Source organism: Peribacillus sp. NPDC096622, from assembly GCF_044762665.1.
Lineage (GTDB): Bacteria > Bacillota > Bacilli > Bacillales > DSM-1321 > Peribacillus > Peribacillus frigoritolerans_B.
On record NZ_JBIWES010000003.1, the window covers coordinates 43,708 to 58,969 of the forward strand.

Here is a 15,262-nt window from a genome sequence, read left to right on the forward strand (position 1 = left end):
GCAAAAAAAAATGCCTGATCGGCATAAAAGAGAGTTACTATCTAAAGAAGGGGGGAAAGCAATCGGCAAGTGGACTCCAATAATTTCAAACCGAAATTCCGTTTGGAAAACGCATCAATCTCCAGTTCTTGGGATACCTTCATATCTTCCATGTAATCATTCACCAGCTGCTGAGTACTTTCCGTCCGGTAGAGAAAAGCATTGACTTCAAAATTCAGGTGAAAGCTTCTCATATCGATATTGGTTGTCCCAATTGATGCCAGTTGGTCATCCACAATGATGATTTTACTATGCATGAAGCCTTCATTATATTGGAATATACGAACTCCCGAAGCAAGCAATTCGGGAAAATAAGTTCTCGATGCATGAAATACGATACGTTTATCGGGGTTCTTCGGGACGAGAAGCCTGACATCCAAACCACTTAAAGCAGCCACCTTCAATGCTTGTAAGATATCATCATCAGGAACGAAATACGGGGAGGCAATCCAGACGGACTTTTCTGCTGAAGTGATCATCTTAAAAAAAATGCTTTTAATGATTGTCCATTCACTATCCGGCCCGCCGCCAATCAATTGTACTCCGCCATGTCCGTGATGGTTCGTCATTCCGGCCATGAGGTATTCATCGCTTAAAAAACTATTATTGGTGCTATAATACCAATCCTGCAGAAATATGAGCTGTAAAGTCCTGACCGCTTCCCCCTTTATGATAAGATGCGTATCCCGCCAAGAACCGAATTTCTGGTCTTGTCCCAAATATTCATCCCCTATATTGAGGCCGCCAATGAAACCGACAGAACCATCTATCACAATTATTTTACGATGGTTGCGAAAGTTGAATTTATTATTTAATAAAGGGAAATGCAACGGACCAAAGGCCACCATTTCGGCTCCCGCATTCTTCAGTTCATCGATATAAGAGCGAGCCAACTTCCAAGAACCAACCGCATCATAGAGAAAACGGACCTTTACCCCTTCTTTTACTTTTTGTATCAAGATGTCTTTTAGCAGTACGCCAATGCGGTCATCCCTAACAATATAATATTCTAAATGAATATGATGTCTTGCTTTTTTCAATTCTTCGATGATATTGGAAAATGTCTCCTCACCATTCCTTAAAACCCTGGTTTCGGTCGTAAATGAAACAGGGCTATTCCCCAGCCTATTTGCAAGAGTGATTAACTGCTGAGGGTTCTCGCCCATTTCCTTAATTCGTTCATTATATCCCGCTTCGCCGCTTATTTTCACGAAAGTCTGTTTATCCAAAAAGTACTTCTTGCGAAATATCCTTTCTTTCCGAAAATTACGGCCAAACAAAAAGTAAAAAATGAAACCGATGAATGGGAAAGCGCAAAAAATAACAAGCCATGTTATGGTCTGGATGGGATCTCGATTTTCCAGGAAAATGTTGAATCCAATTATCACCAAGAAAAGGGTCAATATAAGGCTAGAATAAAAAATCAGCCCCCCATCAACGCCATTTATTAGAAAATACCAAGTGCTGACCAACATGAGAATAAGCAGACCGATGCCAACTATATTCTTCACCTAGACTCCCTCCAATTAACAAACACAGGCACACTAAAAAACCCCCTTAGACGAAAAGGCCGATTTCTACTGAAATCGGCCTCAACAGTCTATGCGAAATATTTATCGACCGTTGTGAATACATCATTTTCGATAACTATCTTTCCGTACTCTTCAAGCATGTGCACCGTTATAGGTGACTCCTGGCTATATTCCAATAAAAGACTTAGAACATTATCGATTTCTTCCTCATCAATCTCCGCTTCGGAAAATTCGATATAAAGATAATATTTATTCTGATAAACATAAAGTTTAGTCGTCCAATCATCCAAGCCATGACGTTTGCTCAATGAAATGACATCTTCAAAATCCTCGAAAGTCGTGATGAATTCAATCATTCCATCTTCGAATGTCATACCGCTTTCTTCATCTTTACCATGAAAATGTTGATCAAGAAGCGTATCCATCTTGTCTGATACATTCAAATCCCTTAACTTATCATCTGAAAGAGGCAGCTCGAGTTTCTGACCATCTTTGGCAAGCTGGGCTTTTGTGACCAAAACTTCCAAGCCTTTTTCAAGGGCTTGAACTTGAATCCATAAAGGTCCTTCAATCATGAATTCTTCTTCTTGATGCACTTCATCCATCATTTCCCAAAAAAGTTCCTCACTTCGCTCGCGGCTGTACCAAATTTCTTCGCGATCAAAGCCTCTTTCTTCAATATCTATATAGGAAATATAAAATTTTACCGTATCGTCATTAATGCGTTCGATTTCCATGATTCCCCTCTCCCTTCCTTTCTCATTTTGAAGGGATAATAACCCCCAAGCGAAAATTGCTCTTAAAAGCTCTTTACCCGTAAGTGAATACTGTAAATCATGATAGTCATTAAAACAGACTATTTTACATCATTTTATGACAAAACCTTGAAGAAGGGAAATAAAAAACATTACTTATCTAAAAAACAATTGTTTGCCTAATATTCCATACATTCTATAAAAAAATACATCCACATGCAACTATCATAATGCTTTAATAAATTTTAATCTTAATGCCGTCAATGTCATATTATATACACGGCATGATGAGCTGCATTCTTATTTTTTCTTTAAATGATGACGGTTCAAGGAACCTGCTACAGCTCGGGAACGACCGCTGTCGCCTATGAATCCTGTTATGTTCCCCGTCATTAAGTAAAAAAAATCGGCGGAAAATCGGATATGTATAAAGAAAAAGCCCTGCACATTTCCTGGCAGAGCTTGAAAGACCTTATTAGTTGACCATACGTTGTGCTTCCCGTAATTGGAAGGTACGGACTTTACGCGGTAAAAAGCGTCTTATCTCATCTTCATTATAACCAACTTGAAGCCGTTTCTCGTCAAGGATAATTGGGCGTCTCAACAATCCTGGATTCTCCTTGATCAATTTATATAATTCTTGAAGAGGCAGGCTCTCTAAATTAACGTTTAACTTTTGGAAAGTTTTTGACCGTGTTGAAATGATTTCATCCGTTCCATCTTCTGTCATACGAAGAATTTCTTTAATCTCATCAATCGTTAACGGTTCTGAAAAAATGTTTCTTTCTTTATATCCAATCTCATGTTCCTCTAACCATGCTTTTGCTTTTCTGCATGAAGTACAACTAGGTGATGTATATAATGTTACCATGCTTACTCACACTCCCTAAATATAGAATCGGTGATCTATGAGGGGAAATCTACTATTAGTATTCATAAGTACCACTCTAATTTGAAATAATTTTAAATAAGTATTTCATGTTCCTTATTATACACTAATTTTTTTAAAATGAATACCCTTTTTGATATTTGAAAAAATCCTTTAAAACTTCCTGTTCAGCCTGTACTATAGCTTTTTCATTTTTTTATGTAATACATTAAGACCACATTTTCTAATTGAAAAAACACACCTGCCATTCTCATTTAACTCTCAATTCGGCCCTCATGATTTTTTAATTAATTCGTTACTTTTATTTACCCCCAATCCTTGTCAATAAACAAGTTCATGTTAATATATTTTCTTTAATAAAAAGCAAATTCCTCCTTTTACATTAAAAACCATTCTTTTAGCACATATATTTCCAAAAGTTAAAAAGGTAATTCGAAAGAATCAACGATAAGGGAGTAATCTACCATCCAAGAAGTTATAGATATTCATTTTCTTGCAAAATATGCAAAATAAGAAAAGACAGTCTAAAAAAAGATCCTGGTGTTTTCAGAAACCCTCACCCTTTCCGCCGACTGTCTGCCACCCTCTCCTGAACGCAAGCGTCTCCGGTAGCTCGGTCAGCCAGTTACTCGGCTGGAGTGTCGCATATTTCTTCAATCCATTAAGGGTTTCCTAAAACAATAAAAAACCATATAAATCGAGTTTGCTTACAGTTTTTTCTTTAAAAGCGTTCCAGTTGATTTCAGAAATCCGCCCCCTTTCCGTCGACTGTCTGCCATCCCCTCCTGAACTCAAGCGTCTCCGGTAGCTTGGTCAGCCAGTTGCTCGGCTGGAGTGTCGCAAAATTCTTCAATATATTTGGGGTTACATCCAAGTGAAAAGGGTGAACATTGGATCTTAACCAAGTTCTCCTTTTAAAAAGCATGGTGTGAAGTAAAACCATTCCGGATCTCTTTTATCGACAAATTCTAAGAAAAAACAGATTGCTTCACTTTTTCTAAAATAAATGTTCTCTGCTGAGTACTTTTTTCGTCCTTTTCCGCAACTTTTTTCGACAAACTAAAAAGGGCCGGTGAACGACCGGCCCTTTCCCCTCAAATTTCCATCTCTTTAAAAATATCCGTTTCCTGACTTGCATTCAAACTTAGTACTTCATCTACATCTTGATAAGATTTCCCATAAAGGTCATCATCTTTGTAAGTATGGATTTCAGAATATATCTCTTTCATGAAATCAAATACGTCTTCTTCATCAACAGATGGATTTGCCGGCCAATATAAAATTTCCATAGGCGTATTCTCCTTGGTGGCAAGGGATTTTCTGCTGTAGGAAATTGAAGAGGCATGCTGGAATCCTTCCCTTTTATAAAATTTCAGCCTTTTAAATGTATCGTCATCATTTTCTTGTACTGGTTCTACTTCCAGCAAGATCGTTTTCTGCTTTTTTTGCAATTTTTGAATCAATTTCCTTCCTAGTCCCTGCCCTCTTGAATTCTTTGATACAAAAAGGTAATCAACGAATATAAACTCTTCCCCTTCCACATACAATAAAACATGGTCGGGGCCTTCATCCTTTTTATATATTTCCTGCTTATCTTCTAAAAGAACTTCTATATGTTCTTTGGACTTCATTTCCTCAATAGGGAAATACTGGTTCAACTTATCATACCAATTCATAATTTAATCTCCTCATTTGCTAGATTATACTTTCCAGATTTTTTCTTATCCACTACAATGGAACTTGAATAGCTTGAAAATATTAGGAGGGTTTTGATGATCAGTTACTTTTTAGACTTTTTTTTAGTCGCTGCTTGCGTTATTGGCATTACAGCTGTGAATGGCGTTGTAACGAATGGCGTCGGCGAAAAATGGTTTGGCGGGAAACGTCACTCTCATATTTTCGATCAATCGAAACGAATTCAGTCAGGGTGGAGTAAAGTTGGCGGGAATAAAAAGCGGTGATTCTGAGAGAAATTGGATGACCGGAAGGAAATTCCAAGGTCATCCTTTTTTCATGGGGTATAGTCTACTCCCTTTGTATATCGATTTGCTGCATTCCATAATAAGTATTCATCAATACCATTATCATTCAATGCTTTTATTTGGGCTTCCACTTCTTCCTTACCATACCTTTGGTAATTACCCTCTCCTAAATATGAGGCAGTAAAATCTTGTAACCAAGGTCTTGAAGTTGGTGGTGTTTTTAATTCCTTCAGCTTTCCGTTCTCCAATTTCGCATATTCCTTAACGAGATTATAAGGCTCCAAATCAGGCTTATCGATACCAAAATAAGATGTCCAGTGACTCGGATAGATCATCGAGGAAATTACATCGACATTCTCAGAGATTTTTGTGAAGTTTTGCCCGATTCCGGGAGCTTCAGGCAATGTAGCCGCATATCCAAAAATATCCACTGACACTTCCACATCGTATGGCTCCAGTTGTTTCCTCGCATAACTTACGAAGTCTGTCACTGCCTGAACCCTTTTGGCTGTATGACTCATTTTCGCTTCATCATATTCACCGACATTATATTCCAAATCATCTTCTTTATTTTCGAATCCTTCGGGAAAACGGACATAGTCAAATTGAATTTCTTTAAAACCCATCTTTGCCGCTTCAATGGCAACACCGACATTATAATCCCATACCTCTTTTAAGAATGGGTTCACGAAGGCTTCACCTCTGCCATTCTTCCACACCTTTTCACCATCTAAAAAAGACAATTCAGGTTTCTCTTTGGCCAAAAGGGAATCTTTAAAGACGACAACCCTTGCAATCGGATAAATCTGTTTATCCTCAAATTTTTTCAGCATTGCCCTTGGGTTTTTTATGTAGTCTTTACCAATCCCAGCATATGGAGAATCGGGATCTTCGGTTTTAAACGTTACGTTCCCCTTGTCATCCTTAATGTCAATGACCATCGCATTCAAATCGGTTTCATCTACATATTTAATAAGTTCATTCAATTTAGTGCCACCCGCTGCAGGCCCTGTCACATATATCCCGCGTACAGCATCCGGATAGTCAAATTTCAACCCCGAATCAAAAACAAAACGTGGTACGCTCACAGGCAATTCTTTATTTTCTAATGCTACCTGCCTGGTTTCGTTCATGCCTTGCGCATGAACTGGCTGTTGAATCAGGAATATGCACATGCCTGTCATCAACCATTTACACATTGGTTTCATTTTCTCCACCTCATTCGCCATCAGTCATCAATATTCAACAAATATAATAAACCCCTTTCTTTAATACCACAAACAATTAATTTTACTCCTATATATTAAAAATAATTTAAAACGTTAAACAATCCTGTATCCCCTTGTGAGTATCCTTCCCTAAAATGGTCTGCCCATTGTGATATATGTTAAACGGTTTGATTTTCCTTGAACCCTTCATTTCTTCCATGTCAAAAAAAAGAAACGGATAATCCGTTCAATTGGCTTGATTTCCGTTTCAATTATACATTTAATATGAATAAATGCTAAAATACAGTATAGTGGACATTTCGTATTCTCAAAATGGCATCGATACAGGACAAAACGGCCCTCCACAAGATTCAAATGAGCGTTTCCCATCACAGGAATATGCACATTTCTTTCAAAGAATGTGGATTCATTTTCTATTTATCCTTACAATAATGAAGAGCGAATATCCATTTATCAATAACGTATTTAGAGGAGTGACTAGCAGTTGAAAAGGATTTTCTCCGGCATTCAGCCATCCGGTTCCGTTACTTTAGGAAATTACATCGGAGCCATGAAACAATTCGTTAACTTACAAAATGAATATGAATGTTTCTTTTGTATTGTTGACCAGCATGCAATTACAGTTCCACAAGATCGCATTAAGTTAAGGAAAAGCATCAAAACATTGGCCGCTCTATATCTGGCCATTGGCCTGGATCCTGAAAAGAATACCATCTTCATTCAATCAGAAGTACCAGCACATGCACAGGCAGGCTGGATTTTACAGAGTATATCCTATATTGGGGAACTTGAGAGAATGACACAATTCAAGGACAAATCCGCTGGCAAAGAAGGGGTATCCGCAGCACTGCTTACTTACCCGCCGTTGATGGCTGCCGATATTCTCCTTTATAGTACAGATGTGGTTCCTGTTGGGGAAGATCAAAGACAGCATCTTGAATTGACACGCGATTTGGCTGAACGGTTCAATAAAAAGCATAATGACATATTTAAAATCCCGGAAATCAGCCTCCCTACAGAAGGGGCCCGTATCATGTCCCTTCAGGAACCAACCAAGAAAATGAGTAAATCAGATCCTAATAAAAAGGCGACGATTGCCTTATTGGATGATCCGAAGCAAATCGAGAAAAACATCAAGAGCGCAGTTACCGATTCGGAAGGAATTGTCCGTTACGATAAGGAAAACAAAGCCGGTGTTTCCAACCTGATGTCCATCTACTCCATCTTCAGTGGAAAATCCTATTCAGAAATTGAAGAGATGTATGAGGGCAAAGGCTATGGTGACTTTAAAAGTGATTTGGCTGAGGTGGTTCTTGGTGAAATCCTTCCAATCCAAGAACGCTATAATGCATTGATCGATTCACCTGAATTGGATGAAATTCTGGACCGCGGTGCAGAAAAGGCGAATATTGAAGCCAATAAAATGATCAGAAAAATGTATAATGGCATGGGACTTGGCAGAAAGAGATAAAAAAAGACGATTCCAAACGAATCGTCTCAGTTTGTAAACAAAAGGTTTCGGAATGATATCATTCCGAAACCTTTTTGATTTTTTATTGGAATTGAAGCGGTTAGAGAGAAGTTGACTCGTGATCCTTTCACGCATTCCTGCCAAATATGATGTGTACTCCTCCGCTGGCTCAAAGGACCGCCCGCGGAAAGCGAGTGCCTGAAAGGCATTTCCAATAGTACAAACCATAATAAAACTGTAAACAAACTCGATTTTCATCGAGACTGTCTACAGTCTGGGACTTAACTCAATGGGTCGTCTTTTTTGTTCATAATATCGATGGGCTATCGCCAGCCTCCACTTGCCAAAGCTTTTCAAAAAAAGGCTGCCCCTTCACAAGGTTTTCACAAAGTTGAAGGTGCTTCTCTGACCAGCCTTCCTTCATTTCTTCATATAACTCAAGCCAAGCGATCTGAAAATCCATTTCTTGAATGCTTTCATATTTCTCAGGGGCCCATTCTGTGTACCAATAGCGGATTTCAGCAGTGTTTTTCGCCGTGAATAATTGGTCCATGGCCATGAATAGCAGTTGCTTTAGCTGTCTTTCTTTTCTTGTCAAACCGTTCATGAATAAGGGAGACGGCGACAAAATATGATATTCTTTCTCAGATGTAGGTTTTTCAGTAAAGGTGTAATCCATCTCATCATGGTTTTCTATCATGTCATAAACAATTTGTTCCTGCCGGGGAATTATTCTGCTTTTCCTAATCGGAATATGATAACCTATCGTATCAACAGCTAAAATTCCATTTCCGTCAGTCACGATAAAACAATAGTCAAGCTGAATTCGCTCATGATTTTTCCTTGCATATGCTTTTTGATAAACATCATTCAGCAATGGCTTGGGTAACTCTGACAAGTCGTTTTCTATGTAGTGGAACAATGTTGATGACACTTTCAACAAAGGAACTTGATCTAGTAGTTCGATCCCGTCATCTTTCCTCCATTCATGAAAATGACAAATATTATAGCCGTTTTCTTCTCCTTCAAACCAGTTAACCCATACATCATGAAGATATAGCATCATTCATCCCTCACTTAAACAAATTTCTGTTTGTCAATCAGTATAGGCAGGAACCATACAATTTATTCCTATTCTAGAAAACAGATTAAGAAAAAAAGAACGTATATATTAACTATTTTTTGATAAGAATTCTTCAGATTGAATAATGAACGATTTTTTCACAGAGAGTTTCTCAAAATTTTTCACCAGGTAGTAACCACTGCAGTATCCAAGCATATATGGATATCCTTTCATCCCAAGCAGAAGTACATCATGAAGAGGATCTGTACGTTTTATCGTGTGCTTTTCCTCTAAATGCTTGCTCCAAAATTCTCGTAGTTTATCTTCCTGATATAACTTAGTCCAATTCGCTAAAAATTTTGTTCCTAAATATTTTCCCACCGTTCTTTCCGCCAGTCCTTCCATGATCATCGTATCAAGGAGAGTGAATTCTTTTTGGTCCTTTTTCAAATGATGCAGACGGCAAACATGATGATATTCATGAATCAACAGGGCCTCCATTTCCTTTTCCGCTATCCCCTTGCCGTAAAAAAGGAATAGTTTATCTTTAAATGCCAACCCTGACTTCGTTTCAACCTTTTTATTCCATATTCCTGAAGACATGAGCGGGAAAATATATATGGGAACATCAGGCCCTCCCCAAAGCTTCTTATAAGCTGTAAACAAGCTTTGTGTTTTTTCCCATACATTATTTTCTTTTAAGTCTTCCCATGTGAGTTTTGTTTTTTGATTCGGTGAATACATGCCATGCTTCATTAAATGATGATAAATCATTTCCGCATCAAGGGTATCGTTGAATGTGCTTTTAAGTCTTTCCATCATCTGGACCGGCCGGTTGAAATCCTTCCTCATCCATTCATTGGTTGAAATGACTCCCATTTCCCATACACCTCCGCATCTATTGACTATCGTATGATTCAATGAAGGCGGTTGACACATTTTATATCCCTTTTCCCTTCAACATAAAAAGAGCAGACCCCAAAAGATCTGCTCTTCCTTCAAAACTTATTGATATTTTTTGAAAAGAATAGTTGCGTTATGTCCACCGAATCCAAGGGAATTACTGATGGCTGCATTGATTTCGCCTTTCCTTGCTTGATTCGGAACATAGTCCAAATCACACTCAGGGTCTGGGGTTTCAATATTGATGGTTGGAGGCAAAATGCTGTCCCTGATTGCCTGAATCGTGAATATTGCTTCCACACCGCCTGCTGCGCCTAACATATGGCCTGTCATTGATTTAGTGGAACTTATTGCAAGTTTATTAGCATGGTCGCCAAAGACTTCCTTGACTGCCATCGTTTCGTATTTGTCATTGTATGGTGTACTCGTTCCATGGGCATTCACATACTGGATGTCCTCCGGATTCAAACCAGCATCCTCAATTGCAATTTTCATCGCTCTTGCCCCGCCTTCTCCACCTGGTGCCGGAGCGGTAATATGGAAGGCATCTCCAGTTGATCCATAACCAGCTATTTCAGCATAAATTTTGGCTCCTCTATTCAATGCATGTTCAAGATCTTCCAGAACGATGATTCCAGCTCCTTCACCTATTACGAAACCATCACGGTTAAGATCAAAAGGACGGCTAGCCGTTTGTGGATCAGGGTTTGTCGATAAAGCCGTATTTGCACAGAAGCCTGCAACCGACATTTTTGTGATTGGCGCTTCGGCCCCGCCTGTGATCATGACATCGGCATCGCCCCGTTGGATGGCTTTAAACGCATCACCAATTGAATTTGTTCCTGTTGCACAAGCTGTTACCGTACATGAATTGATTCCTTTTGCACCCAGTAAGATGGAAACCTGGCCAGCTGCCATGTCCGGAATCATCATTGGAACGAAAAATGGGCTCACCCGTTTATATCCCCTGTTTAAAAAGTTTTCATGCTGTGTTTCAAGTGTCTCCAGCCCGCCGATACCCGAACCGATCCAGACCCCGACACGTGTAGCATTTTCATCTGTTATTTCCAGCTTGCTATCATTATATGCCATAACGGAAGCTGCAATTGCATAATGGGTAAAACGGTCCATTTTGCGTGCTTCTTTACGATTTATATATGTCTCTATATCAAAGTCCTTGATTTCAGCAGCCACTTTAACGGGATATTCTTCAGCATTCAAACGAGTTAAAGGCCCTATTCCCGATTTCCCCTCGATTATATTCTTCCATCCAGTTTCTGCATCATTACCAACTGGAGAGATTGCTCCGATACCTGTTACAACTACACGACGATTAGTCATTAAAAATGGCTCCTTCCTATTTTTAAAGCTCTTACGTTTTGCTTCTTCTATTATTTACCCCACCTAAGAGCGATCGCTCCCCAAGTAAGGCCACCACCAAAACCGACCATGACGATTAAGTCATTGTCCTTGATTCTACCCGCTTCCATTTCTTCCACAAGGGCCATTGGAATGGACGCTGATGAAGTATTCCCATATTTATGAACCGTTTTTGTCATTTTTTCAAGCGGGAGACCCAATCGTTCCCTTGAGGCTTCCATAATGCGTATGTTTGCTTGATGCGGAACAAGCAGATCCACATCTTCCTTTGTCAAACCAGCTTTGTCCAATACACCCAGGCTGGATTCCCCCATTTGACGGACAGCAAATTTAAATACTTCACGTCCATTCATATGAATGAAATCTCCTTCCTGCAATAAGTGCTTCCCGCCAGTTCCATCTGCGCCTAATTCAAAGGAAAGGACCCCTTTGCCATCAGATACAGGTCCAAGTACAGCTGCACCCGCTCCGTCACCAAAAAGTACAGCAGTATTGCGGTCTTCCCAATTGGTTACTTTCGAAAGTTTTTCAACACCGACAATCAACACATGCTTATATGCACCTGACTGAATAAATTGCTGCGCCGTGATCATTGCATACATAAATCCGGCACATGCAGCACTTACATCCATTGCAGCTGCCTTCATCGCTCCCAATTTCTCTTGAATCATGCAAGCGACAGAAGGAAACGACTGATCAGGTGTAACAGTGGCCACAAGAATTAAATCTATCTCTTCAGCCGAAATTTCCGCATTTTTCAATGCAGCTTTTGCGGCTTCATAAGCCATATCCGATGTATCAATATCATCATTTGCAATTCTTCTTTCCTCAATACCCGTCCTAGTCCGGATCCACTCGTCGGAAGTGTCCATAATTTTTTCTAAATCCGCATTTGTAACGATTTTGTCGGGTAAGTAGCGGCCAAGCCCTAGTATTCCAGCATTCATCTTGCCATCCCCTTATATTTTAATGAGTTATTATAATCATCTATTATTACCTGGTACTAATTTTATATAAAAAAAGACTTCCTTGCAAGAGTTAACAGTTTGAAAAGCTAAAGAAATCTCTTTCGGAAGTCGGTCAAGCGCCTATGCCAGGGGAAATTCAGGGACATACATTATAAATAAAAGGAGCAGAGGAGGAACTCATTGTGGACATCTTCAATCGCAACCGCGAAAGAAAACCGGATGATCATTTTTCGAATTTGATGTTTGGCAGGAAAGCTGAACCGGAGCAAGAGGAATCGCAGGTTGATTACTTGCAATTGATGGCGAGCGTTGAAACATTGATGGGCTTATACAGTCAATACAAACCGACCATTGATAAAATCAATCTGAACCCATTGATCGCCAAGTTCTTGAAAAAAGAATAAAAAAATTAAGGCTGCCCTTTATCCGGACAGCCTGCCTTTAATTAACGCTGAGCATCTTGTTTACCAAGCTCATAAGCTTCTTGCATTACGCTTTTAAAGAGCTCCATGAATGGCTCTGCCATCTCCATTGAGAATGGAATCCCGCTTGCCTCAAGCTTCGCTTTAGCCTCTGGGAAGTATTTCATGGCGATTCCCATAAATTCAAGAGTTTTATCTGAACTCATTCGCTTTCCCCCCTATCTTTTGAATGTTCATCAATTGATCATTGTGATGCCCAAATAAAGCTCAATAATATCATAATTCCACAGAACCCTTTCGTAAAGGGCGCACATATAAAATCATGAATATCTTTTGATGTTAATTCCTATCCTTGAACATTATAGTACAAGACATATAGATTAGAGGCAAATATACAGTTTTGTCCTTCCCAAATAACGAAAATATTTGATTATCGCTGTCCCGCGTTAATCACGCTTTCTCCACTTTTTAAGTAAGTTTAACCGTTTATTATGTTTTCTTTGCAATGCAATGCCTTCTTCTGGTTCCATTTTGCATTGCACTTCAAATTTTGTTCCTTTATTGATTTTAGTTATTGATTGTTGGGTAGTGAATGAATCCATACTTTCACCAAATATTAGCTTGGCACATTCAATCCAATGATCATCTATACTGCTGTACAATTGGATGTCCCTATCGGAACTTGAGGTAAGCACCGCTTCCAAAGCATTAACAAAATCAGTGATATAGAGAGCATCGCCGGTATATTCGGCAGCAATTGCCGCTTCGATATCAGACCGTCCAAGCTGATTGATTCCAGCTTCAAAGCTCATGCCTTCCGATTGCCAAGGTCCATAAATCGTCGGCAAAAATAGGATTTTTGCAGAATCTATGCCACGAATCGTGCTTAAAATGGACTGAAATATACTGATATCTTTTTCAATGGGCATGAAAAGAACGAAATTTGGCGTTTCATTCTTGCCATTTTTGAATTTCTCAATGAAGGAAACGATTTCGCCAATCAGAAAATCGATTTTGTCCATTTTTCCGCTTTGAATATCGTAACAAGAGATGAACACCGTGTCCTCCTGTGAAATATCCAATAATTTTAGTTTAGTTATCGGAAAGTATATATAATTTGAATTCCTGCCTATTTCAAGTTCCTTTTCTTCCATAATATATTGATTTGCTTCGGAATCAGCCCAATCGATTCCGATTACTTCTTTCCCTTGGTTCAAAAAATATTGAGTCACATAGAATCCCACAAATCGATAAGTGCCAATGACAATGTTTGTTTGCATAAATACAGCCTCCTCGTATGCCATCAAGCCCACTTCACCCGGCACGTCTGGTTTTTTTAGATGCTGTATCGTATGCAAACTATTGTAAAAATATATCTCTTCTCATAAAATCTCTTCATTCTCATTGAAAAACTTTTGTATTTGATAGGGGATTTTATAACGTTTTTCGGGCAATATATACGTCAGCTGCAAGTCTGTTTTTCTAGCCAGCTGGATTTGCCGATAAAGGGAGGCTTGCTCTTTCCGTAAGCTTCCAAAAACCTGAATCACTTTCATGGGGATATTCTCTGCGATGACTGAATCTTCAGTGTCCAGGATATGCTGTTCACATTCTGCCGGATCGAGCTCATATGCAGCAGCAACCTCGGACAGCCACTTTTTATAGAAGAACTTATTTTCCTTTTCTTTTTCCAATTGTGCTTTCAAGGAAAAAACCGGATCAATCAATACGACAGACCGAATTTTATTTCCAAGTTCATTCATTAGCTTTAGGGCAAGTAGTGCGCCTGTCCCCTCTGCCAATATATGAACCCTTTGATTGACTATTTCTTTTTTCATGAAAAGAATATATAGGTTAAGGGAAAGGTCCAGTGCTTTAGGGCTGCCCCAGTTGGCTCCGTGAAAATTGGATGAAAATAGCGTGTATCCGTATTCCTTTAAATATTCCAATATCTGCAGCCTGCCAGGATGCTGCAGCCAAAAGCTGCTGTCTTTTTCGACAAAATGACTACGGTCTCCAATAACCATTACGGAAAAACCACTGGGCCGCTCTGGATAATAGATGATATTCCATTGGTCATCAATTTGAAAAGTTCGTTGTTCCATCGTTCAAACTCCTTTAAGGAATATTACTACTACTATATTAATTTATGACGAAAAATAGAAAGGGTCAGTGGAAACGCCTAACTTCTTATCTTAAATTAACCAAGCAGGGACGATTTTTGTTTTTATTTCCCCCTATGATTTCCCTTTTGAAGTTTGGAACCAACTTGTCTGCCAAAAAATTTCACTTATGATTTAATGTATTGAATTATTTAAAGGTTATTATTAAAAACACGTTTTAACTGTATATTAATTATGGTAAGATAAAAATGAATGTAGTGGAATGAGGTGAAATTCGATGCGTTATGCTTGGACAATTTTTTGGACATTCTTATTAGTGCATATGACTGTATATGTTGTTTCTTCCATGATCGGAGTTTCATATGATGCTGCGCAGGGAACTATTTTAGGATTAGCTGCTGCTATCCTGATTTGTATCATCCCAGCTATCATGCCTGCCGGGCCAGCTAAAGACTCCCATCAACATTAAGAAACAAAAGAGGACATCCTTTTTAGGATGTCCTTTT

Annotated in this window: 16 protein-coding genes; 4 read left to right on the forward strand and 12 right to left on the reverse strand. The window is 39.0% G+C overall.

Annotated elements, in window-relative coordinates; translation table 11 throughout:
* Window positions 1-41 precede the first annotated feature (41 nt).
* From cls to ACIQYG_RS06665, 4 genes are all read right to left on the reverse strand, one after another.
* The gene (cls, locus tag ACIQYG_RS06650; protein WP_402836454.1) at window positions 42-1,550 is read right to left on the reverse strand and encodes a cardiolipin synthase; all 1,509 of its coding nucleotides are present in this window, start codon (window positions 1,548-1,550) and stop codon (window positions 42-44) included.
* 89 nt (window positions 1,551-1,639) lie between these two features.
* Window positions 1,640-2,308: an adaptor protein MecA gene (gene mecA / locus ACIQYG_RS06655; protein WP_034314498.1), complete on the reverse strand. Its 669-nt coding sequence runs from the start codon at window positions 2,306-2,308 to the stop codon at window positions 1,640-1,642.
* 493 nt (window positions 2,309-2,801) lie between these two features.
* On the reverse strand, window positions 2,802-3,197 hold the full coding sequence (spxA, locus tag ACIQYG_RS06660) for a transcriptional regulator SpxA (protein ID WP_034314502.1): 396 nt from the start codon (window positions 3,195-3,197) through the stop codon (window positions 2,802-2,804).
* Window positions 3,198-4,309: 1,112 nt separating this feature from the next.
* Window positions 4,310-4,891, reverse strand: coding sequence for a GNAT family N-acetyltransferase (locus ACIQYG_RS06665; RefSeq protein WP_402836456.1), 582 nt, complete (start codon window positions 4,889-4,891; stop codon window positions 4,310-4,312).
* Window positions 4,892-4,987: 96 nt separating this feature from the next.
* Between ACIQYG_RS06665 and ACIQYG_RS06670 the strand changes: the two genes are divergently transcribed.
* Complete coding sequence (locus ACIQYG_RS06670) at window positions 4,988-5,176, forward strand: hypothetical protein (protein WP_402836458.1); 189 nt, start codon at window positions 4,988-4,990, stop codon at window positions 5,174-5,176.
* Between the two features lie 50 nt (window positions 5,177-5,226).
* Here the strand turns inward: ACIQYG_RS06670 and ACIQYG_RS06675 are convergent, their stop codons facing one another.
* Entirely contained in the window at window positions 5,227-6,372 is a 1,146-nt protein-coding gene (locus ACIQYG_RS06675; protein WP_402837155.1) for a putative glycoside hydrolase, read from the reverse strand.
* A gap of 538 nt (window positions 6,373-6,910) precedes the next feature.
* On the opposite strand from ACIQYG_RS06675, the gene trpS reads away from it, so the two are divergent.
* Window positions 6,911-7,897, forward strand: a complete 987-nt coding sequence (gene trpS, locus ACIQYG_RS06680) for a tryptophan--tRNA ligase (protein WP_402836460.1) — start codon at window positions 6,911-6,913, stop codon at window positions 7,895-7,897.
* Between the two features lie 307 nt (window positions 7,898-8,204).
* On the opposite strand, the gene ACIQYG_RS06685 is transcribed toward trpS, so the two are convergent.
* The 4 genes from ACIQYG_RS06685 to ACIQYG_RS06700 form a co-directional block, all read right to left on the reverse strand.
* Window positions 8,205-8,960, reverse strand: coding sequence for a YjbA family protein (locus ACIQYG_RS06685; RefSeq protein WP_034314514.1), 756 nt, complete (start codon window positions 8,958-8,960; stop codon window positions 8,205-8,207).
* Window positions 8,961-9,068: 108 nt separating this feature from the next.
* Window positions 9,069-9,839: a DUF2268 domain-containing putative Zn-dependent protease gene (locus tag ACIQYG_RS06690; protein WP_402836462.1), complete on the reverse strand. Its 771-nt coding sequence runs from the start codon at window positions 9,837-9,839 to the stop codon at window positions 9,069-9,071.
* 126 nt (window positions 9,840-9,965) lie between these two features.
* The gene (fabF, locus tag ACIQYG_RS06695; RefSeq protein ID WP_387548629.1) at window positions 9,966-11,204 is read right to left on the reverse strand and encodes a beta-ketoacyl-ACP synthase II; all 1,239 of its coding nucleotides are present in this window, start codon (window positions 11,202-11,204) and stop codon (window positions 9,966-9,968) included.
* Window positions 11,205-11,254: 50 nt separating this feature from the next.
* A complete protein-coding gene (locus ACIQYG_RS06700; RefSeq protein ID WP_402836464.1) occupies window positions 11,255-12,190 on the reverse strand; it encodes a beta-ketoacyl-ACP synthase III in 936 nt (311 codons plus the stop codon).
* 203 nt (window positions 12,191-12,393) lie between these two features.
* Here ACIQYG_RS06700 and ACIQYG_RS06705 point away from each other — a divergent pair, with 203 nt between their 5' ends.
* Window positions 12,394-12,615 (forward strand): hypothetical protein, encoded by a 222-nt coding sequence (locus ACIQYG_RS06705; RefSeq protein ID WP_402836466.1) that lies wholly within the window; start codon window positions 12,394-12,396, stop codon window positions 12,613-12,615.
* A 41-nt stretch (window positions 12,616-12,656) separates the two neighbouring features.
* On the opposite strand, the gene ACIQYG_RS06710 is transcribed toward ACIQYG_RS06705, so the two are convergent.
* The 3 genes from ACIQYG_RS06710 to ACIQYG_RS06720 all read right to left on the reverse strand — a co-directional run bounded on the left by ACIQYG_RS06710 (window position 12,657) and on the right by ACIQYG_RS06720 (window position 14,738).
* Window positions 12,657-12,839, reverse strand: a complete 183-nt coding sequence (locus tag ACIQYG_RS06710) for a ComZ family protein (RefSeq protein WP_034314525.1) — start codon at window positions 12,837-12,839, stop codon at window positions 12,657-12,659.
* Window positions 12,840-13,079: 240 nt separating this feature from the next.
* Window positions 13,080-13,913: a Rossmann-fold NAD(P)-binding domain-containing protein gene (locus tag ACIQYG_RS06715; protein ID WP_402836468.1), complete on the reverse strand. Its 834-nt coding sequence runs from the start codon at window positions 13,911-13,913 to the stop codon at window positions 13,080-13,082.
* 102 nt (window positions 13,914-14,015) lie between these two features.
* The gene (locus ACIQYG_RS06720; RefSeq protein ID WP_402836470.1) at window positions 14,016-14,738 is read right to left on the reverse strand and encodes an alpha/beta fold hydrolase; all 723 of its coding nucleotides are present in this window, start codon (window positions 14,736-14,738) and stop codon (window positions 14,016-14,018) included.
* A gap of 295 nt (window positions 14,739-15,033) precedes the next feature.
* Here ACIQYG_RS06720 and ACIQYG_RS06725 point away from each other — a divergent pair, with 295 nt between their 5' ends.
* On the forward strand, window positions 15,034-15,225 hold the full coding sequence (locus tag ACIQYG_RS06725; RefSeq protein ID WP_048686917.1) for a YjzD family protein: 192 nt from the start codon (window positions 15,034-15,036) through the stop codon (window positions 15,223-15,225).
* The last annotated feature ends 37 nt before the right edge of the window (window positions 15,226-15,262 follow it).

Coding starts and splice junctions, on each gene's coding strand:
- mecA (WP_034314498.1), bottom strand. CDS start 2,308: ATGGAAATCGAACGCATTAATGACGATACGGTAAAATTTTATATTTCC.
- spxA (WP_034314502.1), bottom strand. CDS start 3,197: ATGGTAACATTATATACATCACCTAGTTGTACTTCATGCAGAAAAGCA.
- ACIQYG_RS06665 (WP_402836456.1), bottom strand. CDS start 4,891: ATGAATTGGTATGATAAGTTGAACCAGTATTTCCCTATTGAGGAAATG.
- ACIQYG_RS06670 (WP_402836458.1), top strand. CDS start 4,988: ATGATCAGTTACTTTTTAGACTTTTTTTTAGTCGCTGCTTGCGTTATT.
- ACIQYG_RS06675 (WP_402837155.1), bottom strand. CDS start 6,372: ATGTGCATATTCCTGATTCAACAGCCAGTTCATGCGCAAGGCATGAAC.
- ACIQYG_RS06685 (WP_034314514.1), bottom strand. CDS start 8,960: ATGCTATATCTTCATGATGTATGGGTTAACTGGTTTGAAGGAGAAGAA.
- ACIQYG_RS06690 (WP_402836462.1), bottom strand. CDS start 9,839: ATGGGAGTCATTTCAACCAATGAATGGATGAGGAAGGATTTCAACCGG.
- fabF (WP_387548629.1), bottom strand. CDS start 11,204: ATGACTAATCGTCGTGTAGTTGTAACAGGTATCGGAGCAATCTCTCCA.
- ACIQYG_RS06700 (WP_402836464.1), bottom strand. CDS start 12,190: ATGAATGCTGGAATACTAGGGCTTGGCCGCTACTTACCCGACAAAATC.
- ACIQYG_RS06710 (WP_034314525.1), bottom strand. CDS start 12,839: ATGAGTTCAGATAAAACTCTTGAATTTATGGGAATCGCCATGAAATAC.
- ACIQYG_RS06715 (WP_402836468.1), bottom strand. CDS start 13,913: ATGCAAACAAACATTGTCATTGGCACTTATCGATTTGTGGGATTCTAT.
- ACIQYG_RS06720 (WP_402836470.1), bottom strand. CDS start 14,738: ATGGAACAACGAACTTTTCAAATTGATGACCAATGGAATATCATCTAT.
- ACIQYG_RS06725 (WP_048686917.1), top strand. CDS start 15,034: ATGCGTTATGCTTGGACAATTTTTTGGACATTCTTATTAGTGCATATG.